This is a genomic window from Pseudomonas sp. FP1740 (assembly GCF_030687165.1).
In the GTDB taxonomy this organism is placed as follows: Bacteria; Pseudomonadota; Gammaproteobacteria; order Pseudomonadales; family Pseudomonadaceae; genus Aquipseudomonas.
Map to the genome: position 1 here is coordinate 4,213,668 of NZ_CP117461.1, position 22,728 is coordinate 4,236,395.

The 22,728-nt window shown below is 61.5% G+C and carries 22 protein-coding genes; 14 read left to right on the forward strand and 8 right to left on the reverse strand.

The window, feature by feature from the left end; all coding sequences use genetic code 11:
• Nucleotides 1-7 precede the first annotated feature (7 nt).
• The 3 genes from PSH69_RS18840 to PSH69_RS18850 are packed head-to-tail and all read left to right on the forward strand — an operon-like array spanning nt 8 to nt 4,399.
• Nucleotides 8-1,615 carry a carboxyl transferase domain-containing protein gene (locus PSH69_RS18840; protein ID WP_305409412.1) on the forward strand — a complete coding sequence of 536 codons (1,608 nt, stop codon included), beginning with the start codon at nt 8-10 and terminating at the stop codon, nt 1,613-1,615.
• A gap of 13 nt (nt 1,616-1,628) precedes the next feature.
• On the forward strand, nt 1,629-2,444 hold the full coding sequence (locus tag PSH69_RS18845; protein ID WP_305409413.1) for a gamma-carboxygeranoyl-CoA hydratase: 816 nt from the start codon (nt 1,629-1,631) through the stop codon (nt 2,442-2,444).
• Nucleotides 2,444-4,399: an acetyl/propionyl/methylcrotonyl-CoA carboxylase subunit alpha gene (locus tag PSH69_RS18850; protein ID WP_305409414.1), complete on the forward strand. Its 1,956-nt coding sequence runs from the start codon at nt 2,444-2,446 to the stop codon at nt 4,397-4,399. Before PSH69_RS18845 ends, PSH69_RS18850 begins: the two co-directional genes overlap by 1 nt.
• Nucleotides 4,400-4,438: 39 nt before the next feature.
• Here the strand turns inward: PSH69_RS18850 and PSH69_RS18855 are convergent, their stop codons facing one another.
• Nucleotides 4,439-5,104: a LexA family transcriptional regulator gene (locus PSH69_RS18855; protein WP_305409415.1), complete on the reverse strand. Its 666-nt coding sequence runs from the start codon at nt 5,102-5,104 to the stop codon at nt 4,439-4,441.
• Nucleotides 5,105-5,233: 129 nt separating this feature from the next.
• Between PSH69_RS18855 and PSH69_RS18860 the strand changes: the two genes are divergently transcribed.
• Together PSH69_RS18860 and PSH69_RS18865 are read left to right on the forward strand one after the other, a co-directional pair.
• Nucleotides 5,234-5,575, forward strand: coding sequence for a DUF3077 domain-containing protein (locus PSH69_RS18860; RefSeq protein ID WP_305409416.1), 342 nt, complete (start codon nt 5,234-5,236; stop codon nt 5,573-5,575).
• 486 nt (nt 5,576-6,061) lie between these two features.
• Nucleotides 6,062-7,213 carry a M14-type cytosolic carboxypeptidase gene (locus tag PSH69_RS18865; RefSeq protein ID WP_028941233.1) on the forward strand — a complete coding sequence of 384 codons (1,152 nt, stop codon included), beginning with the start codon at nt 6,062-6,064 and terminating at the stop codon, nt 7,211-7,213.
• Nucleotides 7,214-7,275: 62 nt separating this feature from the next.
• Here PSH69_RS18865 and PSH69_RS18870 read toward each other — a convergent pair whose 3' ends face one another.
• A complete protein-coding gene (locus tag PSH69_RS18870) occupies nt 7,276-7,722 on the reverse strand; it encodes a helix-turn-helix domain-containing protein (protein ID WP_026286359.1) in 447 nt (148 codons plus the stop codon).
• A gap of 95 nt (nt 7,723-7,817) precedes the next feature.
• Here PSH69_RS18870 and PSH69_RS18875 point away from each other — a divergent pair, with 95 nt between their 5' ends.
• Complete coding sequence (locus PSH69_RS18875; RefSeq protein ID WP_305409417.1) at nt 7,818-9,044, forward strand: MFS transporter; 1,227 nt, start codon at nt 7,818-7,820, stop codon at nt 9,042-9,044.
• A 100-nt stretch (nt 9,045-9,144) separates the two neighbouring features.
• On the opposite strand, the gene PSH69_RS18880 is transcribed toward PSH69_RS18875, so the two are convergent.
• The 5 genes from PSH69_RS18880 to PSH69_RS18900 form a co-directional block, all read right to left on the reverse strand.
• Complete coding sequence (locus PSH69_RS18880) at nt 9,145-9,690, reverse strand: cytochrome b (protein WP_018925452.1); 546 nt, start codon at nt 9,688-9,690, stop codon at nt 9,145-9,147.
• Nucleotides 9,687-10,778: a catalase family peroxidase gene (locus PSH69_RS18885; RefSeq protein WP_305409418.1), complete on the reverse strand. Its 1,092-nt coding sequence runs from the start codon at nt 10,776-10,778 to the stop codon at nt 9,687-9,689. The genes PSH69_RS18880 and PSH69_RS18885 overlap by 4 nt, the downstream gene beginning before the upstream one ends.
• 122 nt (nt 10,779-10,900) lie before the next feature.
• Nucleotides 10,901-11,665 carry an enoyl-CoA hydratase-related protein gene (locus PSH69_RS18890; RefSeq protein ID WP_305409419.1) on the reverse strand — a complete coding sequence of 255 codons (765 nt, stop codon included), beginning with the start codon at nt 11,663-11,665 and terminating at the stop codon, nt 10,901-10,903.
• 55 nt (nt 11,666-11,720) lie between these two features.
• A complete protein-coding gene (locus PSH69_RS18895; RefSeq protein ID WP_019648431.1) occupies nt 11,721-13,055 on the reverse strand; it encodes a membrane protein in 1,335 nt (444 codons plus the stop codon).
• A complete protein-coding gene (locus PSH69_RS18900; RefSeq protein ID WP_305412853.1) occupies nt 13,052-14,614 on the reverse strand; it encodes an amino acid adenylation domain-containing protein in 1,563 nt (520 codons plus the stop codon). The genes PSH69_RS18895 and PSH69_RS18900 overlap by 4 nt, the downstream gene beginning before the upstream one ends.
• 294 nt (nt 14,615-14,908) lie before the next feature.
• Here PSH69_RS18900 and PSH69_RS18905 point away from each other — a divergent pair, with 294 nt between their 5' ends.
• Together PSH69_RS18905 and PSH69_RS18910 are read left to right on the forward strand one after the other, a co-directional pair.
• The gene (locus PSH69_RS18905; protein ID WP_019580029.1) at nt 14,909-15,415 is read left to right on the forward strand and encodes an RNA polymerase sigma factor; all 507 of its coding nucleotides are present in this window, start codon (nt 14,909-14,911) and stop codon (nt 15,413-15,415) included.
• The gene (locus tag PSH69_RS18910) at nt 15,412-16,164 is read left to right on the forward strand and encodes an anti-sigma factor (protein ID WP_305409420.1); all 753 of its coding nucleotides are present in this window, start codon (nt 15,412-15,414) and stop codon (nt 16,162-16,164) included. The genes PSH69_RS18905 and PSH69_RS18910 overlap by 4 nt, the downstream gene beginning before the upstream one ends.
• A gap of 12 nt (nt 16,165-16,176) precedes the next feature.
• Here the strand turns inward: PSH69_RS18910 and PSH69_RS18915 are convergent, their stop codons facing one another.
• Nucleotides 16,177-17,013: an IclR family transcriptional regulator gene (locus PSH69_RS18915; protein ID WP_305409421.1), complete on the reverse strand. Its 837-nt coding sequence runs from the start codon at nt 17,011-17,013 to the stop codon at nt 16,177-16,179.
• A gap of 243 nt (nt 17,014-17,256) precedes the next feature.
• On the opposite strand from PSH69_RS18915, the gene PSH69_RS18920 reads away from it, so the two are divergent.
• From PSH69_RS18920 to PSH69_RS18945, 6 genes are read left to right on the forward strand one after another with little or no spacing between them, the layout of a single operon-like run.
• Nucleotides 17,257-18,282 carry an ABC transporter ATP-binding protein gene (locus PSH69_RS18920; RefSeq protein ID WP_064618870.1) on the forward strand — a complete coding sequence of 342 codons (1,026 nt, stop codon included), beginning with the start codon at nt 17,257-17,259 and terminating at the stop codon, nt 18,280-18,282.
• Nucleotides 18,279-19,148 (forward strand): ABC transporter permease, encoded by an 870-nt coding sequence (locus PSH69_RS18925; protein WP_018925443.1) that lies wholly within the window; start codon nt 18,279-18,281, stop codon nt 19,146-19,148. The genes PSH69_RS18920 and PSH69_RS18925 overlap by 4 nt, the downstream gene beginning before the upstream one ends.
• 6 nt (nt 19,149-19,154) lie before the next feature.
• Nucleotides 19,155-19,949 carry an ABC transporter permease gene (locus PSH69_RS18930; RefSeq protein WP_019580025.1) on the forward strand — a complete coding sequence of 265 codons (795 nt, stop codon included), beginning with the start codon at nt 19,155-19,157 and terminating at the stop codon, nt 19,947-19,949.
• 7 nt (nt 19,950-19,956) lie between these two features.
• Nucleotides 19,957-20,247, forward strand: a complete 291-nt coding sequence (locus tag PSH69_RS18935; protein WP_305409422.1) for a (2Fe-2S)-binding protein — start codon at nt 19,957-19,959, stop codon at nt 20,245-20,247.
• Nucleotides 20,244-21,599 (forward strand): NAD(P)/FAD-dependent oxidoreductase, encoded by a 1,356-nt coding sequence (locus PSH69_RS18940; RefSeq protein ID WP_305409423.1) that lies wholly within the window; start codon nt 20,244-20,246, stop codon nt 21,597-21,599. Before PSH69_RS18935 ends, PSH69_RS18940 begins: the two co-directional genes overlap by 4 nt.
• Nucleotides 21,596-22,711, forward strand: a complete 1,116-nt coding sequence (locus PSH69_RS18945) for an FAD-binding oxidoreductase (protein ID WP_305409424.1) — start codon at nt 21,596-21,598, stop codon at nt 22,709-22,711. The genes PSH69_RS18940 and PSH69_RS18945 overlap by 4 nt, the downstream gene beginning before the upstream one ends.
• The last annotated feature ends 17 nt before the right edge of the window (nt 22,712-22,728 follow it).

The following is a 22,728-nucleotide window of genomic DNA, read 5'->3' on the forward strand; positions in this document are numbered from 1 at the left end:
GCTGTCCATGGCTATCCTGCATACCCAGCTCAACCCCCGTTCAGCGGAGTTCGCGGCTAACAGCGCGGCGATGCTCAAACAGGTCGACGCCCTGCACAGCCTGCTCGCGCAAGTGCAGCAAGGTGGTGGCCCGAAGGCGCAAGAACGTCACACATCGCGGGGCAAACTGCTGCCCCGTGAGCGGATCAATCGCCTGCTCGATCCGGGATCGCCGTTTCTCGAGATCAGCCAACTGGCAGCCTACGCGGTCTATGGCGAAGACGTTCCCGCCGCTGGCGTGATTGCCGGGATCGGCCGGGTGGAAGGCGTCGAATGCATGATCGTCGCCAACGATGCCACCGTGAAAGGTGGCTCGTACTACCCGCTGACCGTTAAAAAACACCTGCGTGCGCAAACCATCGCCCAGCAGAATCGCCTGCCGTGCATTTATCTGGTGGACTCCGGTGGCGCCAACCTGCCGCGCCAGGATGAAGTGTTCCCGGACCGCGAACACTTCGGGCGGATCTTCTTCAACCAGGCCAACATGAGTGCCATGGGCATTCCGCAAATTGCGGTGGTCATGGGCTCTTGCACCGCCGGGGGCGCCTACGTTCCGGCGATGGCCGACGAGGCGATCATGGTGCGTCAGCAGGCCACGATTTTCCTCGCCGGCCCACCGCTGGTGAAAGCCGCGACTGGTGAAGTGGTCAGCGCCGAAGACCTCGGCGGGGCCGATGTGCACTGCAAGATTTCCGGGGTCGCCGACCACTACGCCGAAAGTGATGAACATGCCCTGGCATTGGCCCGGCGCAGCGTGGCCAACCTCAACTGGCGCAAGCTCGGCGAACTGCAACAACGTACGCCGATCGCGCCGCTGTATGGCAGCGACGAGTTGTACGGCGTGGTCTCGGCCGACGCCAAGCAACCGTTCGATGTGCGCGAAGTGATCTCACGACTGGTGGACGGCTCGGTGTTCGATGAGTTCAAGGCGCTGTTCGGGACGACTTTGGTGTGCGGCTTCGCCCACCTGCACGGCTACCCGATTGCGATCCTCGCCAACAACGGCATCCTCTTCGCCGAAGCCGCACAGAAAGGCGCGCACTTTATCGAACTGGCCTGCCAGCGCGGCATTCCGTTGCTGTTCCTGCAGAACATCACCGGGTTCATGGTCGGCCAGAAATACGAGGCCGGCGGCATCGCCAAGCACGGCGCGAAATTGGTGACCGCCGTGGCGTGTGCCAAGGTGCCGAAATTCACCGTGATCATCGGCGGCAGCTTCGGGGCCGGTAACTACGGCATGTGTGGCCGGGCCTACGATCCACGCTTCCTGTGGATGTGGCCGAACGCGCGAATCGGCGTGATGGGCGCCGAACAGGCGGCGGGTGTGCTGGTGCAGGTCAAGCGCGAGCAAACCGAGCGCAGCGGGCATCGTTTCAGCGCCGAGCAGGAAGCCGAGATCAAGCAACCGATCCTCGATCAGTACGAAGAACAGGGTCACCCCTACTACTCCAGCGCCCGGCTATGGGACGACGGTGTCATTGACCCGGCGCAGACCCGCGACGTGTTGGCCCTGGCCTTGTCGGCGTCGCTGAACGCACCCATCGAACCGAGCCGCTTCGGCGTGTTCCGGATGTGATCTGGAGAAAACCATGAGCGACTTCAACACCCTCGAGCTGCAGACCGATCCCCGTGGTTTTGCCACCCTGTGGCTCAGCCGAGAAGAAAAGAACAACGCGTTCAACGCCGAAATGATCCGCGAACTGATCCTCGCGCTGGACAAAGTATCGGGCGATGCCAGCCTGCGTTTTCTGCTGATCCGTGGGCGCGGCAAGCATTTCAGCGCCGGTGCCGATCTGGCCTGGATGCAGCAATCGGCCGAACTCGATTACCACACCAACCTTGATGACGCCCGGGAACTGGCGGAGCTGATGTACAACCTCGCCAAGCTGAAAGTCCCGACACTGGCCGTGGTGCAAGGCGCGGCATTCGGCGGCGCGCTGGGCCTGATCAGTTGCTGCGACATGGCGATTGGCGCCGATGATGCACAGTTCTGCCTGTCGGAAGTGCGCATCGGCCTGGCACCGGCAGTGATCAGCCCGTTCGTGGTGCAAGCCATCGGCGAGCGCGCGGCGCGGCGTTATGCCTTGACTGCCGAACGTTTCGGCGGGCAACGGGCGCGGGAAATCGGCTTGTTGTCGGAGAGCTATCCGATGGCTGAGCTGGAGCAGAAAGTCGATCAGTGGATCGACAATTTGCTGCTCAATAGCCCGGCAGCCATGCGCGCCAGCAAGGATCTGCTGCGCGAAGTCGGCAACGGCGCGCTGACCCCGGCGCTGCGGCGCTACACCGAGAACGCCATCGCCCGAATCCGCGTCAGCCCCGAAGGCCAGGAAGGCTTGCGCGCCTTCCTGCAAAAACGCTCGCCCACCTGGCAAGCCGAAACCACTCTCAAGGAGCCGCGTTGATGAGCGCACCTGTTCTCACCACCCTGCTGGTGGCCAACCGTGGCGAAATCGCCTGCCGGGTGATGCGCACCGCCAAGGCTCTGGGCCTGACCACCGTGGCCGTGCACAGCGCCACCGACCGTGACGCCCGACACAGCCGCGAAGCGGATATCCGCGTCGACCTGGGCGGCAGCAAAGCCGCCGACAGCTACCTGCAAATCGACAAACTGATCGCCGCCGCCAAGGCCAGCGGTGCTCAGGCGATTCATCCCGGTTATGGTTTTCTCTCGGAAAACGCCGGGTTCGCCCGGGCGATCGAGGCGGCTGGCCTGATCTTCCTCGGCCCGCCCGCCTCGGCCATCGACGCCATGGGCAGCAAGTCCGCCGCCAAAGCCTTGATGGAAACCGCCGGTGTGCCGCTGGTGCCCGGTTACCACGGCGAAGCCCAGGACCTCGACACCTTCCGCGACGCCTGCGAACGCATCGGTTATCCGGTGCTGCTCAAGGCCACCGCGGGCGGCGGCGGCAAAGGCATGAAAGTGGTCGAGGACGTCAGCCAACTGGCCGAAGCCCTGGCCTCGGCGCAGCGTGAAGCACAATCGTCGTTCGGCGATTCGCGGATGTTGGTCGAGAAATACCTGCTCAAGCCACGTCATGTGGAAATCCAGGTATTCGCCGACCAGCACGGCAACTGTCTGTACCTCAACGAGCGTGACTGCTCGATTCAGCGTCGGCATCAGAAAGTCGTCGAAGAAGCACCCGCTCCAGGCCTGAGCCCGGAACTGCGTCGGGCCATGGGTGAAGCCGCCGTGCGTTCGGCTCAGGCGATCGGTTACGTCGGGGCCGGCACCGTGGAGTTTTTGCTGGATGTGCGCGGAGAGTTCTTCTTCATGGAGATGAACACGCGCCTGCAAGTCGAACACCCGGTGACCGAAGCGATCACCGGTCTCGATCTGGTGGCCTGGCAGATTCGTGTAGCCCGCGGCGAAGCGCTACCGATGACACAGGATCAGGTGCCGCTGATCGGCCATGCGATCGAAGTACGGTTGTATGCCGAAGATCCGGGCAACGATTTTCTGCCGGCCACCGGGCGCCTGGCGTTGTACCGCGAATCCGCCGAAGGGCCGGGGCGTCGCGTAGACAGCGGCGTCGAAGAAGGCGATGAGATTTCGCCCTTCTACGACCCGATGCTCGGCAAGCTGATTGCCTGGGGTGAAGACCGTGAACAGGCGCGGCTGCGATTGCTGAGCATGCTCGATGAGTTTGCCATTGGCGGGCTGAAGACCAACATCAACTTCCTGCACCGGATCATCGGCCACCCGGCGTTTGCCGCCGCCGAACTGGATACCGGGTTCATTCCGCGTTATCAGGAGCAACTGCTGCCAGCACCTTCGCCGCTCAGTGATGAGTTCTGGCAAGCGGCGGCCCAGGCGTTTGCGCAAAGTCAGCCGGCTGTTTTGCGCGCCGATGATCCGAGTTCGCCGTGGGCCTTCAACAATGGTTTCCGTGCCGGGCTGCCGACAGAAATCACCCTGCACTTGAGTTGCGAAGGGCAAGACCGGGCGCTGACCCTGGGCAATGCCGACATGCATACCGCACGGCTCAAAGGTGAATACCTGCTGACCGAGCACAGCGGTTTGCGCCGCCAGCACCGGGCCATCCGCCGTGACGATGCGCTGTATCTGCAATGGGACGGCGAGCTGCGCCGCATCGAGTCGTATGATCCGATCGGTGCCGTCGAAGCCAGTCACAGCCATCAGGGCGGGCTTACCGCGCCCATGAACGGCAGCATCGTGCGGGTGTTGGTGGAGGCCGGGCAAACGGTCGAAGCCGGGGCGCAACTGGTGGTGCTGGAAGCGATGAAAATGGAGCACAGCATTCGCGCGCCCCACGCCGGGGTGATCAAGACGCTGTATTGCCAGGAAGGCGAAATGGTCAGCGAAGGCAGTGCCTTGGTGGAGTTGGAACAAGCGTGAAATGAAGATCGGTCCTACGCCCTGCGAGGACCGATCTGATTAGAATTTGGCAGTCGCCTGAACCACCACGCCGATGATTCGGCATTCTTCGGTGTAAAGGGCTTTCGGATACGTTGGATTGAGCGGGACCAGATAACGCTGCCCGCCCTCTTCGATCAGTTTGCGAAAGACCGCCTCGGCGCTACCGGGCCATTGGGCGATCACCAGTTTGCCAGGCTCCGGCACGATCGCCGGGTCGACCAGAATCAGCATGCCCTCGGCAATGCTCGGCCCCGTCGGTGCCGTCATCGCATCGCCGACCACCACCAGCCAGAACGCCGCGCCCTGTGCATGGTAATCGGACAGCTCGAAGCGTGGCTTGCTGACAGCCAGCGAGGTGCCGTAGGTCGATAGCTCGCCGTCGCGCACCACCCCGGTTTCTCGCCAGTCACTGACCGGGTAGCGAAAGTACGGGTTGTACTTTTGCGCCAGGGAGATCTCCTCATCCTCTGAGGGCAGCGGCTCCCTGATCACCATCGCCACTTCCAGATAGTCCATGCCGAGCGCCCGCAAGACGCGATTCATCTCTCCGATGCCGGGCTGACGACGTTTATTGAGCCAGTGGCCGACGCCACCCTGGGACATCCCGATGCGCTCGGCGAGTATTTCTTGAGTGACTTTGAGTTCACTCATTTTGGCCTTGACCAATTCGATCCATTTATCCATGTGCGGCACGATACGTGGGGGACTCCGACCATCAAAACACAAATTGTAGTATTTAAATTAAAGACACAAATACAGTACGTACTAAGCTGGGCTCACGGATTTGAATCTTTCACGGAGCTCGCCATCGCCATGACCATCCCCAGCAATACCTTGCCCGATATGCAAATCGACACCAGCCTCACCTCGCCAAAAGGCTCTGCCGCGGCGCAGCGGGCACTGGACTATTACTTGAAACCAGCTGTGTCAGAAGTAGCCAGCGAAGAACGTTTCTTTGATGTGAACCGTAACATCAGCAGCGAAGAGGCGCTGGTCCATGCTTCAGATCTGCTGCGGTGTGCCGTCGCCACCGCGCATGAGTCAGCCAATCAGCTGCAGGGCGCAAGCCGGGATCTGGCGTTTTCGACGGTGCACATGATCGACATGGCCAAGGCGATGGTCAACCGGGCCCTGGAGGGCAATCAGAACAATTGAGGCGGGAGCGTATTGGAGGAGGACAGGAAAAATTTTCCAATCGCACAGGTAGAAACATTTGACTTGCAAATGATAATGATTATTATTGCATCAACTGATCGCGAGATCAGTCGATAGACCAAGAGACCTTAGGTCGGACTCCTGGACTATCTCCTCATCAGGCTAATCACGGTTTTTGACCCGGCTTTTTGCCGGGTCTTTTTTTTGCCAGTCAGGCTGGCTTTGGCTTCAGGCTAATGAAGTCTGTAGGTGCTGCAAAATTCGATTGGCACGGATGATATCAAAAGAATATCTACTGCCAAGAGAAGCCCGGCAGCGCTGGGCCAAACTAACGAAAATAGCACTTGAGAATCAATCATGCAGTCTCTAAGCTGCATCGGCGTCAAGGAGGACGCCCCCCCTTTTACCCCCCCGTAATTTCCCCCCGGTTTCTCCCCCTCTTGCGTGTAAAGTAGCAGCCATAAAAATCGTATTCAGGAATTGATTATGGCCGGGGCTAAATCTTCTTTCGACATCAGCGCTAACTTCGACAGCGGCAACATTGATGTGCTGGACATCAGCAATCCTCTGCAAGCATTGCTGGCCATCAGGCCAGACACTCGCAGCCAGCATTTCCAGTGGTTCCATTTCAAGGCCAGCGGCCTGCATGTGGGTCAGGAGCATTGGTTTCGTCTGAACAACGCCAGCAAATCCTCATACAACAAGGCCTGGGATGGTTATCAGGCGGTGGCGTCCTACGACCACGTCAACTGGTTCCGGGTGCCGACCATCTTCGAAGGCGACTGTCTGCGTTTCAGCCTTGAAGCCACTGCCACCCATGCCTGGTTCGCCTATTTCGAACCCTACAGCCGTGGCCGTCACGACTGGCTGATCGAACAGGCGCTGACCAAGGCCGGCACCGAACTGTTGGCCACCGGCAAGAGCGTTGAGGGTCGTGACATCCAGCTGCTGCGCAAAGGGACTGGCGCCGAAGGCCAGCGCAAGGTCTGGATCATCGCCCAGCAACACCCCGGCGAACACATGGCCGAATGGTTCATGGAAGGCGTGATCGAGCGTCTGGAGAAACACGACGACCCGGTGCTGAATAAGCTCCTGGCCAGCGCCGACCTGTACCTGGTGCCGAACATGAACCCGGACGGCGCCTTCCACGGTCATTTGCGCACCAATGCCATGGGCCAGGACCTGAATCGCGCCTGGCAGAACGCCAGCCAGGAAATCAGCCCGGAAGTGCTGTTCGTTCAGCAGCAAATGGAAAAGTATGGCGTCGACCTGTTCCTCGACATCCATGGCGATGAAGAAATTCCCTACGTGTTCACCGCCGGTTGCGAAGGCAACCCCGGCTATACACCGCGGATCGAAAAACTCGAAGAGCGCTTCCGCAGCCATCTGAAGCACCTGACCAAAGACTTCCAGACCAAACACGGCTACACCCGCGACGAACCGGGCAAAGCCAACATGACCCTGGCCTGCAACAGCGTCGGTCAGAAGTTCGATTGCCTGTCCTTTACCATCGAAATGCCCTTCAAGGACAACAACGACGCGCCGAATGCGCTGACTGGCTGGTCTGGCAAGCGTTCGAAGCAGTTGGGCAAGGATGTGCTGACGACCATTGCGGATATGGTCGATACCTTGCGCTGATCCCCCTTGGACAAAAGATCGCAGCCTTCGCAGCTCCTGCAAGGCTGCGATTTTTTGATGTTTTACTCAGCCGGGATCCGCACACAATCCTGGGGCCCCAACAGCCGCCCATCCTCGGCGCGCAATTCCAGCGGCCGCACCGGTCGACCGTTCTCACGATCGACAACCTGCGAATGCGCCTCCCCCGCCTCATAAAAAAACGCTTCGCCCCACTGCCGCAACCCGATGATTAACGGGAACAAGCCTTGGCCCTTCTCCGTCAGCACATATTCCTGATACGCGCTGCCATCCGACGCCGGCACCAGATCGAAAATCCCGTGGGCCACTAATGTGCGCAGGCGTGCCGAAAGAATGTTCTTGGCCATGCCCAGATTGCGCTGGAACTCACCGAAGCGTCGCAGTCCATCGAACGCATCGCGCACAATCAATAGCGACCACCAATCCCCAATCGCATCCAGTGAACGGGCGACCGGGCATTCGGCGCCTTCCATGCTTGTACGTTTAACCATGACCACGTCCGCCGGCAACCAATGTGGTTGCAATATAAAACCAGACTCCCTACCGTACAACTGGTTTTATTTGAAACCACACAAGGAAGCCTGTGATGAAACCTGACCATCCGTTAAGCGGCGCCGTGGTGCTGCTGTTTGCCGTCGCCTGCGGCCTGGCCGTCGGCAATGTGTATTACGCACAACCATTGCTCGATGCCATGGCCGAAGCCTTCGCCATGCACCCGGCAACCATCGGTATCGTCATCACCCTCACTCAGATCGGTTATGGCGTGGGCCTGTTGTTGCTAGTCCCTCTGGGAGACCTGCTCAACCGTCGCCGATTGATCGTCTTGCAAACCCTGTTGTCGGCACTGGCCTTGTTGATGATAGCGTTAGCGCCGAGCAGCACCTGGTTGTTGCTCGGCATGGCGCTGACCGGATTACTGGCGGTCGTGACGCAAGTCCTGGTGGCCTACGCCGCGACGCTGGCCATCCCGGCGCAACGTGGACGTGTGGTAGGCGTGATCACCAGCGGCATTGTCGTCGGCATTCTATTGGCACGAACGGTGGCCGGCGGCATGGCCGACCTGGCTGGTTGGCGTTCGATTTATCTGCTGTCCGCCGGGTTGACCCTGGTGATGGCGCTGCTGTTGTTTCGTGTGCTGCCCAGGCACGAAGACGCGCGACCGGATAGCGCTTACGGCGCGTTGATCGGCTCTGTCTTCACGTTGTTCAAGGAAGAACCGGTGTTGCGTCAACGGGCCATCCTTGCCCTGCTGACGTTCGCCAGTGCCATGGTGCTGTGGACCCCTTTGGTATTGCCGTTGAGCGCCCCGCCGCTTTCACTGTCCCACACCGAAATCGGACTGTTCGGGCTGGCCGGGGCTGCCGGCGCACTGGCCGCTGCTCGCGCCGGGCATCTGGCCGATCGTGGCCTGGGTCAATGGACCAGCGGACTGTCGTTGTTGCTGATGCTCGCCTCATGGCTGCCCATCGCCCTCACTCAATCCTCGCTGTGGGCGCTGCTGCTCGGGGTGATTACGCTGGATCTGGGTTTGCAGGCCGTCCATGTCACCAGCCAGAGCATGATCTACAGCGTGCGCCCCGAAGCGCAAAGCCGACTCACCGCCGGCTACATGCTGTTCTATTCGATCGGCAGCGCCTTGGGCTCTATCGGTTCGACGGCGATGTATGCCTGGGGCGGCTGGATAGCGGTGAGCTGGCTGGGTGCGGGCATCAACGCCGTAGCGTTGATCTATTGGTGGCTGACGCTGGCCACCAAAACACCCAACACCTGTGGCGAGGGAGCTTGCTCCCGCTCGGCTGCGCAGCAGGCGTAAATCGATCAGACGCAGGAGCGTCTGACCAACCGCATTTGGGGCTGCGTTGCAGCCCAACGGGGGCAAGCCCCCTCGCCACAGTTATCGGCAGTCGCCCGACTCACCCACGGTCCCTGCCCCGCAACATGCTGTCCAGCACCTCATCGCGGCGCACCCAACCGTGAAACAACGCCGCCGCCAGGTGCAGCAGCACGGTCAGGAACAGTAGATACGCCAGATACCTATGTGCCTTGCGCAGGAATGCAAACACCTGCGCATTCGCCGGCAGGATCGACGGCAGTTGCAACGAGCTGCTGAGCATCACCGGATCACCCGCCGCCGAAATCATCGCCCAGCCCAGCAGCGGCAAAATCAGCATCAAGGCGTACAGCAAGACATGCGAAGCCTTCGCCGCGAGCACTTGCCAACCCGGCAAGTCCGCCGGCAGCGGTGGTTGCCGGGTCGAAAAACGCACGGCCAGACGCACGACCACCAACAGCAGAATGGCGATGCCCAACGGTTTGTGCAGGTGGATCAGCCACTCATGGCGCTCGGACACCGAGGCCACCATGCCGGCGCCGATGAACAGCATCGCGATGATCATCAGCGCCATCAGCCAATGCAGCAGCCGCGCCAGGGGAGCGAAATGGTTCGGTTGAGCGCTCATTGATGAGCCTCCTGCTTGGCGTTGGGCAACTGATTCACTTCGCTGGTGCGACGCAGATAGGAATTGGCATAGCCCGCTGAACGAGCGGCGAGCAGCGGGTCGTCGGAGCCTTCGATACCGCTGGGCAATACCAGTGGGTCGTAGTTGATGTCACGGCACTCGCCATTGAGTTGTGGCTGGGTGCTTTCGAGCACCAGAGTGCCGGCGTTCACAACTTTTCGGTCGCCGGGCCAGGCCTTGCTCGCGTCGTTGACCGGGTCCCCAGGGTTCGCCAGGGTGATGTTCAACTGCCAACGTAGCGGTCCGGCGGACAAACGCTGAACCAGATCCTTCTCCAGAAAGTCAGCGCCCTCCGGTGCCGTCGCGCCCGCCGCATCCTGAGCAACCGGGGTCATGCTCCAACGCACCGCTTGCCGCTGCCCCGCTGCGCTCACCAGGTAAAACGCATTGACGCTGTTATACGTCTCGGTCGCATAACTGGCAGAAGGTTTGGCGGTCTTGATCCAGGCAAGAAACGGCGCGGCTTCCGGGTGAGAACCGAAGAACGCCGGCACCGCCGCAGGATTCGGTTTGCCGGTGGCCGGGTCCGGTGACTGCGCTTGTTGCAGCTGATAGAACGCCTCGGGCGTGCCCACCGGGAACACCGGCATGCTGTTCATCCCGGTGCGCCACTGCTGACCGTTGGCCTGGGTAAAGCGCAACGCCAGGCTGCGGATCGGCACGCTGTTGTCCGGCGCGTAAGGGTTGCCGGCAGGCAGCGCGAAACGCCCGACCACCGGGGTCCGCGCTTCATTGAACACTTGGGCGCTGGAATACTCGCGCGCCTGGCCGCTGCTCTCGAAATGCCCGATCACGCACACCCCTTTGGCGTGGTTACGACGGGACCCCGGGTGCACGCCGTTGTTTTTCTCCAGCACATTGATCAACGCTTTCGGCGTCAGGCGCTGTGGGTCGAGTGTGCCGTTGACGTAGGCAAAAGCCCCGGCCAGCGCGGCGACCACCACGGCAATGCCGGTCAGGCGCAACGTCAGGCTCGCGGTGCTCAGGGGCGGCCGAGACGGCCCTGTTGTAGATGAGCGATCAACCATGAAAGTCTCCGGGGCCGTAGGCCACAGGGGGAAAGAGCTATGAGACGAACGTCACGTAGGATTATTCCCCCTGAACTGTAGTTTCTTTCAAAGCACCGCTAGCGACGAATCCTCAAAGTTGGTCAAACCGGGTTAAAACTCGGCTCACGCTTCTGCAAAAAAGCTTGCATACCTTCCTGTTGCCCCTGCGTGGCAAACAAACCATGAAACACTCTTCGCTCGAAAAGAAGGCCATCGCGCAATCCTGACTCTACTGCCTGGTCCACTGCTTCTCGCGCAGCGAGTGTGGCGGTTTTGGCGAAACCGGCAATGATCTGCGCTGCGGCCAAGGATTGCTCCAGCAGATCGCTGGCAACGATGACCCGCGACACCAATCCTGCCCGCTCGGCCTCTTCGGCCGACATCGAGCGTCCGGTCAAAATCATGTCCATGGCCTTCGACTTGCCGATCAGGCGCGTGAGACGTTGGGTCCCGCCCATTCCAGGCATCACCCCCAACCTGATTTCCGGTTGGCCAAAACGAGCGTTATCCGCAGCAAAGATCAGATCGCACATCATGGCCAACTCACAGCCGCCACCGTATGCATAACCGGCAACAGCGGCCAGCTTGGGCGTACGCAGCGCGGCAAAGGCTTCCCAATCGGCGAAATAATCCTCATGGACCATGTCCAGGTAAGATTTTCCGTACATCTCCTTGATGTCGGCGCCAGCCGCAAAAAAATCCGCTGTCCCGGTGATCACGAAACAGCCGACTCCGGGGTCACGGTCCAGCCGTTGCAAGGTGTCCAGCAGTTCGCGCATCAAGGCCGAACTCAAAGCATTCCTGGCCTGCGGCCGATTAAGACGAATCAATACGACTCGATCATGACGTTCGATCAATGTGTGCATGGTGATCTCATTAAATAGTGTGAAATGTTTGAATGAAAAACGCTCTTGGCACACTTCAGGAATCCCAGATTGCGCCATACGCCGGAATGCCTCGCCCTTCCATTTCCTCAACCACTCGCTGGGTGAGCGTCTGGTTCGAAATGCAGATCACCGCCTCGGCACCGAACGAGCGAACCGCGTCATAAGCCAGTTGCACAAGGTCTGGCTTGCCGAGCACATCGGTGTCCCAGATCAAGGCATCAGGATTGGCCCGCAGGATCTCTTCCACCAGTTCGTCACCGTAGGTTTTTCGCGGGCTGCGGGTCGACCAGACCAGCCGTATCGGTACTTGCCTGGCCAACAAATGGGGCAACACCGGGCCGATGCCGCTGCCCGTGGCGATGTACACCACCGATTTGAACAGAGTTTCGATGTGCGCCACGCCAGCGGTGGTAATGCCTTTGACCCAGACATGCGTCGGCATTTGCTCGATGAACTCGCCGGTCCAGTCACCTGCCCGGGAAATGATCAGGCGAAAACCCGCTTCACCCGGTGCGGGAATATTGGCAAAGGAATGCCACTCCATCAGCGGGTTGAGACTGATGGCGTTGGAGGAGCCGGCAAACGGCGTGACATGGCCAAAACGGGCTATTACCGCATGAGAAGAAGGCCTGATCAGTTGCACCGGCACTTTGCGCAGACGAAACCATGGCAAGGCGATGCTGAACGTCAGCACAATCAACATCCAGAATGCCACCGACGTCGACAGCGCCTCGCTCACGGAGGCCTGCGGGTTCTGGTCCCGGGTAAATAGAACGCTCCATACCCAGAACAGGGCAAGTGCGGTCCACCCACCAAAGCGGTGCATTCGCTCGAAGCCGTTGTGAAAACGCCCGCGAATCCGCGGGTGAGCCATGACGGCCACCAGCAGCAAGATCCCCAGCAACCCGGTGCTCACCCCGAGCAGCGCCAGGGAAACGCCGCCCAAGCTTTCAGTCCAATGCCAGGCCAGGGAGCCGATCAACACCGCGAACCAGCCAATCGCCGCCAGCGCCCCGCCACTGTGCAAGCCGCCGAAGTGGTAAACCTTGGCCAGTGAGCGGCGTATCGCAAGCGGCCAGGAAGTGGGCGCCCGGGTTGCCAGCCAGAACAGCAGATTGATGATGTATTGCTGGCGAATCAAAATCGCCAGCGACAGATTCGCCACCACCAATCCCGACAGCGCCTCAAGGACTATCCCCGTGGATGTCCACCACTGCCCGGCGGTCAACCCATGCGCCAGTGCCGCGATATTGAGTGCAAGCACCAGCGCTACGAGGCGGTTGTAATGCGAGAATATCGGCAACGTCCCCAATCGCCGCCACAGCACGCGCTTGACCGGCAGCGCGGTATCCGGATTCCCCCCCTTCATGCGCCCACCCCTTGCCGGGTCGTCGCGTCGGCCTGGTGCGTCATCGCCCACTCCAGCAGCAAGCGTTTGTCGACCTTGCCGCGTGAGGTCAGCGGAATGTGCTCCACAGCGAGAATCAGCGAAGGGACGCAATAGTAGGCAAGCCGCTCTTCACAGCGCCGTCTTGCATCATCGATGTCCGTGGTAACGGGATAGACGAAGGCCACCAGATGGCGACTGTCGAGTTTCAACGTGACCGCCCGCTCGCAGCGATCAGATGACTCCAGAGCCGCAGAAACAGAGTCGAGCTCCACCCGAAACCCTCTGACCTTGACCTGATCATCGACACGTCCCAGGTGTTCAAGTTCGCCGTTCGCTGTCCAGCGCCCCAGATCACGTGTGCGAAACATCATCCGGCCCTGCCCCAGAAACGGATCGGGCCGATAGCGTTCGGCGGTCAGCGTCGGGTTACTCAAATAACCGGCGGTCACACAGTCGCCGCCAGCCCACATCTCACCTTGCTCACCCACCTGACAGAGCTGGCCCGCCTCATCCAGCACGTACACCGTGTTGTTGGGCGTGGGTTTGCCGATCGTCAATGCACCTGCGCCCCTGTAATGCTGCATGGTGTTGACGATCGTGGTTTCGGTCGGGCCGCAGGCATTGTAAAAAGTGCAGAACGAGGACCAGCGATCAGCCAGGGGCTGAGGGCAAGGCTCCCCGGCAAGGGCCACGACCTTGACTTGCTGACAACGCAATGGATCGAGTGTGCCGAGTATCGAAGGTGTAGCGATCAGCACGTCGCATTGTTCGGCCGTCTGGGCGATGTCCTTGCCACGGATCATCAAGGTCGCACCATGAGCCAGACACCCGAGTATTTCCCAGGCCGCCATGTCAAAGGCGATGTTAAGTATCTGTCCGACCTTGAGCCCAGGCCGCATGCCGAGATTGCCAGGGGCTGTCAGCAAAATATTGCACACATTGCGGTGGGTCACCCGAACCCCATTGGGCAGGCCGGTGGTGCCGGAGGTAAACAGCACGAAACACAACCGGTCCGGGGTCGATGACAGCGAACAGGCCACATTCAGGTCATCAGCGGGTGTTGACGCAACCTCCATGAACTCATCGAGGCAAATGCAGTGTTGCTGCGACGTCAGGGGAATTCGCGACTCGAGGCTCGACAGTGTCAGCACCACCCGCGTCGAGGCCACGTCCATGATGTGGCGCAATTGCGCGGTGGGAGTAATCCCTACGTGCTGAGGGATGTAGGCAGCACCCACTTTCAATGCGGCCAACATTCCCGCCAGCATCGGGATCGAACGCTCCACAAACAAGGCCACGTGATCGCCCGGGGCGACGCCCTGCTGACGCAACAGCGTGGCCAGTCGGTTGGCCTGCCGGTTCAGTTCACCGTAGGTGATGGCTTCGCCCTCACAATGGGCGGCAATGTCCTGAGGTCTGGCGGCGGCTTGCGCCTCGATGGCGTGATGGATCAGAAGATACTCAGGCTCAACCGTCGGCCCACGACCGAACTGCGGCCACACGTCATGGGTGTTGTTGTCCGGAAGCAGCGAACACATCGATGCCGACTCAAGGGAAATTTTGCACTCTTGCATGTTAAAAATTCTCTTCAGGCTCAATATTTACGTTCAAGCACGGGTGGTTCTGCGCAGCCTGGTGAGAGGCTGGGCTGACTGCCTGAGCTTGCTGCATGGGTTGAGCCGCGAAGTTCGATGCCATTACATGGATTACAAACCCCTCAGAAATCTCCTACACAAATAAGTAATGGTTTTCCCCGACGAAGGAATAAACCACAGTGGCCGGCGTCCTTCTTGTCAGTGCCATTCATCACAGCCAGAGAACACGCCATTTCCATGAACAACATCGACGGACAATTGCGTGAAATCATTCCCAGGCTGCGGCGCTTCGCCGTGTCGCTGACGCGCAACCCCAGCAGCGCCGACGATCTGGTGCAGGCAAGCCTGGAACGAGCGCTGTCGAATTGGAGCACTAAACGTCCGGAGGGCGACCTGCGGGCCTGGTTGTTTTCGATTCTTTATCGGCAGTTTCTCGACGCCCACCGCCGCTCCCGGCGGTATGCGCGGATGCTCGAATTCTTTACCGGGCGCGACGATGCGCAGCCTTCGGTAGAGCGCGAGGTAATCGCCCAGTCGACCCTGCAAGCCTTCGATCAGCTCAGCACCGAACAGCGCGCGCTGCTGCTCTGGGTGTCGGTGGAAGGCTTGAGTTACAAGGAGGTCGCCGAGATTCTCGACGTCCCCACCGGCACCGTAATGTCGCGCCTGTCCCGCGCGCGCCAGGCCTTGCGCCAGCTCAGCGACGGCGAAATCACCCGCCCTTCCCTGCGGAGACTCAAATGATCAGCATGCCGCCCAGCGAGCGTGACCTGCACGCCTACGTCGATCACCAACTCAGCGATGCCGACCGACATCAGGTGGACACTTATCTGGCCAGCAATGCCAAAGTTGCCGCGCAAGTGCGCGCCTGGCAGCAGGACGCCCAGCAATTGCGCGCAGCCCTGAGCGGCGCCTTGCAGCAACCGGCCAACCCGCAACTTGACCCGGCGCTGATTCGCCAGCGTCTCAAACGAAAGTCCCGCCGTCATCTGGCCAGTGCCGCGGTGTTGTTGATTGCGGTCAGCGTCGGCGGATTGGGCGGTTGGCACGCGCGGGAGATGACTCTGGTCAGCCCCCCACTGCCGATGGCCGATGCGATGCAGGCCTACCGACTGATTGCCCAGCAAGGCATCCTGCCGGCGGATTACCAAGTCAGCGACGATGGCGATATGCAAGGCTGGCTCGACCGCTATTTCAGCCAGGCCCATCGCCTGCCGAACTTGGCGGGGGCTGGCTACAAACCGGTCAGCGGCCGTTTGCTCAGTACCGAACAAGGGCCGGCAGCGATGGTGGTTTACGAAGATCAGGGCGGCCACAAAGTCAGCTTTTACGTCCGTCCGCCGGGACCGAAAAATTTCCTCCTGCCCCGCGGCAGCCGCAGCGACGGCGAACTGCAGGCCGAGTATTGGTCGGATGCCGGGTACAACTATGCGATGGTCAGCCCGAGTGACACACCGGCGGCGCAGATGCTCAAGCAGACGCTGAAGTTCTGATCCGGGTTGTGGTCACCCCTGCCCAAACACCTGCGAAGGCCTGCGCAACAGCGGGTCGAACGGGTTGATCCGCGGCCCGATCAACGCCGCTTCGCGCTTGAGCATTTCCACCACGGTCGGCAAACGATCCGGCCCCAGGCGATCACTGATCGTGGCCACGCTCAACGCCGCCACCGCCCGGCCGTCGCGATCGAGGATCGGCACCGCCACGCCGGCCATGCCTTGCAACACGCCGGTGTTGCGCCCGGCGTACCCCAGCGCGCGCACATTCTCGACTTCCGAGCGCAGGAACACTTCGTCATATAGGTGAAAATCCTTGAGCCGCGGCAAGTTGTAGTGAATCACCGTGTCGCGTTCCTCTTGCGGCAGGAATGCCAGAATCGCCAGGCTGCCCTGCCCCACACCGAGCGCCACCCGCCCACCGATATCGCCGGTAAATGTGCGGATCGGAAACGGCCCTTCACTGCGGTCCAGACAGATCGCATCGAAGCCACTGCGCGCCAGCAAAAACAGCGAATCGCCCAACGATGCCGATAACCGCAGCAATGCCGGCCGCGCCAGTTCGCGCAGGTTGTTGGTATTGCCGGCGCGGGCCGCCAAGGCAAAAAACTCCAGGCTCAGGCGATAGCGTTTGCTGCGGGCGTCCTGCTCGACCATGCCCTCGTCCATCAGGCTGCGCAGCAAGCGGTGGGTGGTCGGTTGCGACAAACCGATGCGCTGCGCCAGTTGCGTCACGCGCTCGCTGCCCTCGACGGTGTCACCCAGGCTGCGCAGCACCGCAAACAGTCTTGAGACCGCACCGACACCGACTTCATTTTTGTTTTCATTCCGATCAGTGGAATCTGACATTTGATTTCTCATCAATAAATTTACTCACTGAATAAAACTGAAAATAGTCATCGCTTCAGTGAAATAGGTTATTGAGCCCATCCTATTCTTCGTCCTACTCTGCGTCCATACAGGGGCGATTCGAACAACAACGGCAGCCGACACACGTCGCGCGCCAACGCACCCCGCAACATCTTTTCGTATCTGCCCATACAAAAAAGCGCGCCGTTGGCGACGCATAACAATCTCAGGTGGAGCGCAGTCATGGCTTTTGTGCAGCTTGAAAACCTCGGCAAACGATATGGCGAGATCGACGCAGTCGTCGCCACCAACCTGTCGGTGGAAAAAGGCGAGTTCGTCTCACTGCTCGGCCCCTCCGGCTGCGGCAAAACCACCACCCTGCAAATGATCGCCGGCTTCGTCGAAGTCAGCAGCGGACGCATTGTGCTGGACGGTCGCGACATCACCCACGCCAAACCCGCCAGCCGTGGCCTGGGCGTGGTGTTCCAGAGTTACGCGCTGTTCCCGCACATGACCGTGCAAGACAACGTCGCCTTCGGCCTGCGCATGCGCAAAGTGCCCAACGGTGAGTTGCAGCAACGGGTGGACCGGGTGCTGAAACTGGTTCGCCTGCACCAGCACGCCGAGCGTTATCCACGGGAGCTTTCCGGCGGCCAACGCCAGCGTGTGGCACTGGCCCGGGCGTTGGTGATCGAGCCGCCGGTGTTGCTGCTCGACGAACCGCTGTCCAACCTCGACGCCAATTTGCGCGAAGAGATGCAGTTCGAAATCCGCCGCATCCAGCGCGAAGTCGGGATCACCACGCTGATGGTCACCCACGACCAGTCCGAAGCGCTGTCGATCAGCGATCGGGTGGTGGTGATGCAGGCCGGGCGCATCACCCAGATCGACGCCCCTTACACCCTCTACGAGCACCCGCGCACCGAGTTCATTTCCGGGTTCGTCGGCAAAGCCAATCTGCTGCCCGGTGAGCGAGATGGCGCCGGTGTGGTTCAGGTGTGCAACACCGGCAACGGCGAACTGACGTTAAGCCTGCGCCCGGAGAAAATTGATCTGCGGGAAAAAGGCCATGGTCGTCTGCAAGGCAAGATCGCCAGCCGCTTCTTCCTCGGCAGCCAATGGTTGTACGGCGTAACGACAACCCTGGGCGAACTCTGCGTGGTGCGCCGCAACGACGGCTCGGCGCCACTGGCCGAAGGCACGGCAGTCGGCCTCGACTGGGACGCGGCACTGCTGCGGGTGCTCAGTGTCGACGAGGTGTCGGCATGAATACGCTCGCCGCCATCCGCCAGGGACGCCAAGGGTATGTGTTGTCGGCGCCGGCCCTGGCGTTGTACGTCGGCCTGCTGGCGATCCCGCTGCTGCTGACGCTGGTGTTGTCGTTGAACGTCTTCGACTACAGCTCGGGGATCAACAGCGACGCCTACACCTTCGCCCACTACAGCAGCCTGCTGGGCGACCGGTACTTCTACGAGATCTTTCTGCGCACGATGTGGATCAGCGCCCTGACCACCCTGCTCTGCGTGCTGATCGGCGTGCCCGAGGCCTACATCCTCAGTCGCATGGGCGCACCGTGGCGTTCGATTTTCCTGATTCTGATCCTCACGCCGCTGCTGATTTCGGTGGTGGTGCGGGCGTTCGGCTGGAGCCTGTTGCTGGGCGCCGACGGGCTGGTCAACCAGACCTTACAAGCCTTCGGTGGCTCGCCGATGAAGCTGCTCTACACGCCGTTCGCAGTGGTGATCGCGCTGGTCCACGTGATGCTGCCGTTCATGATCATTCCGGTCTGGACCTCGCTGCAAAAACTCGACCCGGCCGCCGAGCAGGCTGCGCTGTCACTGGGCGCCAGCCACTTCACGGTGATACGCAAAGTGGTGTTGCCACAGGTCATGCCCGGCGTGCTCTCCGGCACCTTGATCGTGTTCGGCCTCGCGGCCAGTTCCTTCGCCATTCCCGGCCTGCTCGGCGGACGCCGGCTGAAGATGGTCGCCACGCTGATCTACGACCAGTACCTGTCGGAGCTGAACTGGCCGATGGGCGCCGCGATTGCCGTAGCCCTGCTGTTGCTCAACCTGCTGATCATGCTGTCGTGGAACCGGATGATCGAAGGCCGCTACAAGAAGTCATTGGGATAATTCGTCATGTCCAGAAACGGTCCTTTCGCCCTGCTGTTCCATGCCCTGGTGGTGCTGTTCATGCTCGCGCCGCTGGTGGTGGTGTGCCTCGTCGCCTTCACCCCGGAAAACACCCTGAGCCTGCCGACCACGGATTTCTCCCTGCGCTGGTTCCGCGCCGTGTTCGAACGCGCGGACTTTGTCGATGCGTTCTACAACAGCCTGATCCTGGCCTTCAGCGCGGCCAGTCTGGCGACGCTGATTGCGGTGCCGGCGGCGCTGGCGATCACCCGCTTCGAGTTCCCCGGACGGGACTTTTTCAACGCCCTGTTCCTGTCGCCGATCATCATTCCACACCTGGTGCTGGGGGTGGCGTTGCTGCGCCTGTTCGCACTGATGGGCGTCAACGGCAGCTTTGCCTGGCTGATCTTCGCCCATGTGCTGGTGATCACGCCGTATGTGTTGCGGCTGGTATTGGCGTCGGCCATCGGCCTGGACCGCAGCGCCGAACACGCCGCGCAATCCTTGGGTGCCGGACGCTTCACGCTGTTCCGGCAAATCACCTTGCCGATGATTCTGCCAGGGGTCGCCGGTGGCTGGCTGCTGGCGTTCATCAACAGTTTTGACGAGGTCACGTTGTCGATCTTCGTCACCTCGCCGGCCACGCAAACGTTGCCGGTGCGCATGTACGTGTACGCCACCGAATCCATCGATCCGATGATGGCGGCGGTGTCGGCCCTGGTGATCGCGCTGACCGCGCTGACGATGATTCTGCTCGATCGGGTCTATGGCCTGGATCGGGTTCTGGTGGGTAAACAATGAGGGCGCCATGGCTCTGCTGAAACGACTGGCCGAAGGCGACCGCCCGGCCCTGGACTTTACCCTCGACGGCGTGCCTGCCAGCGGCTTGCTCGGCGACACCCTGCTGACCGCCGTGCTGACCTGCAGCAAACACCTGCGCGGCAGCGACTTCAGCGCCGAACCCCGCGCCGGCTTCTGCCTGATGGGCGCCTGCCAGGACTGCTGGGTACGCCTGAGCGATGGCCGCCGGGTGCGGGCCTGCTCGACGCTGCTTGAAGCCGGCCAGCAGGTCAGCCGCGAACCGGGGCGCTCGGTATGAACGCTGTGGTGATCATCGGCGCCGGCCCCGCCGGGATTCGTGCGGCGCAGACGCTGGTGGCGCATGGCGTGCGCCCGGTTCTGCTGGACGAAGCCGCACGCGGTGGCGGGCAGATTTATCGGCGGCAACCGGCGAACTTCAAGCGCTCGCCCATCAAGTTGTATGGCTTCGAAGCCCCCAAGGCCAACGCGCTGCATCAAACCATCGACGCACTGCGTGAACAACTCGATTACCGTCCCGACACGCTGGTATGGAACGCCGAGGCCAACGCGCTCGACACCTTGCACGAGGGCCGCGCCATACGTGTGGCGTTCTCCCGGGTGATTGTCGCCACGGGCGCCACCGACCGGATTCTGCCGGTGCCAGGCTGGACGTTGCCGGGGGTGTACAGCCTCGGCGCGGCGCAGATCGCCTTGAAGTTTCAGGGCTGTGCCATTGGTGAACGCGTGGTGTTCGCCGGCAGCGGACCGTTGCTGTACCTGGTGGCGTATCAATACGCCAAGGCCGGTGCCAACGTGGTCGCGGTGCTCGACAGTTCGCCGTTCAGCGCTCAGGCTCGTGCCCTGCCCGGTCTGTTGTCGCAACCGGCTACCCTCGCCAAAGGCCTCTATTACCGTACCTGGCTGACCGCCCACGGCATCCCGGTGCATCAGGGCGCCAGCCTGTCAGGCATCGATGGCCAACAGCGTGTGCAATCGCTGATCTGGCGCAACGCAAAAGGCCAACATCGAATCGACTGCGACGCCGTCGCCTTCGCCCATGGCCTGCGCAGCGAAACCCAACTCGCCGATCTGCTGGGCTGCGAATTCACCTGGAGCCCGCTCAACCGCGCCTGGCTGCCACAGCGCGACAGCGCCGGGCGCAGCAGTGTCGCCGAGGTGTACCTGGCGGGTGACGGCGCCGGCATCATGGGTGCCGACGCGGCGGAAATGGCCGGTGAACGGGCAGCCCTCGCCCTGCTCGAAGATAGCGGTCACCTGATCCCACCGCAACGTACCACCCAGCTGGAACAATCGCTGAAAGCAATCGGCAGATTCCGCCAGGGTCTTGAACGTGCCTTTGCCTTCCCCGAAAGCTGGGCCGCCGACGCTGCGGATGACCTGATGATCTGTCGCTGCGAAGAAGTACGCGCCGGCGACATCCGCCAGGTGGTGCGCGAAGGTCACTGGGAGATCAACCGGGTCAAGGCCCATTGCCGGGTCGGCATGGGGCGCTGTCAGGGCCGAATGTGCGGGGCCGCCGCCGCGGAAATCATTGCCTGCGAAAGTCAGCGTTCAGTAGCCGACATCGGTCGGTTGCGGGCTCAGGCACCGATCAAACCCTTGCCGTTCGGTCTGGAGGTCGAGCCATGATCGAGGTCGAGGCAGTCATCATTGGCGGCGGCATTGTCGGGGCCTCCGCCGCCCTGTTTCTGAGCAAGGCTGGCCGACGCGTGGCGCTGCTGGAACGGGATTTTTGCGGTTCGCATTCCAGCGGCGTGAACTATGGCGGCGTGCGTCGTCAGGGCCGGCCGCTGTCGCAATTGCCGTTGTCGCAACGGGCCCACGAAATCTGGGGACAGCTGCCGCAATTGATCGGCATCGACGGCGAGTACCAGCGCAGCGGTCACCTGAAACTCGCCCGCAGTCTCAACGATTTACGAGCGTTGCAGGATTACGCCGCCAGCAGCCAGGGGTTCGGCCTTGATTTGCAACTGTTCGACCGCAGTGAGTTGCTCGCACGTTTTCCGTGGGTCGGAGACGTCGCGGTCGGTGCTTCGCTGTGCCCGGACGATGGCCACGCCAACCCGCGCCTGGTGTCTCCGGCGTTTGCCCAAGCGGCACGTCGGCATGGCGCGCAGGTGCATGAGCAATGCGCAGTCACGGCGGTGGAGCACGATGGTCAGCGCTTTCGCGTCAGCACTCAAACCGGCCTCGAGCTACACGCGCCCTGGCTGCTGAACTGCGCCGGCGCCTGGGCCGGCAACCTTGCCGCGCAATTCGGTGAAGCGGTGCCGATGCATGCCGGGCACCCGGCGATGCTGGTCACCGAGCCGTTGCCGCTGGTGATGAATGCCAGCACCGGCGTCGAAGGCGGCGGCATCTATGCCCGTCAGGTCGCCCGGGGCAATTGTGTATTGGGCGGCGGTCAGGGCTTTGCCCTCGACGGTGCCCGCGCCCGGCCTGGTCAGAGCGCGGTGATCGAGATCCTGCGTCAGGCCGTCGAGCTCTACCCGTTTCTTGAAGGCGCCCAGGCGATTCGTACCTGGAGCGGCACCGAAGGTTATTTACCCGACCGCCAACCGGTGATCGGTCACAGCAGCACGCAACCCGGTCTGTTGCACGCATTCGGCTTTGCCGGCGCGGGCTTTCAGATCGGGCCTGCGGTGGGCCAGGCGCTCACCGAGATCATCTGTAGCGGCGCGTCAAAGACGCCGCTGGATGCGTTTTCCATCACCCGGTTTCACTCCATCTCCGTAGCTTGATAGAGGAAGGTCGCGCC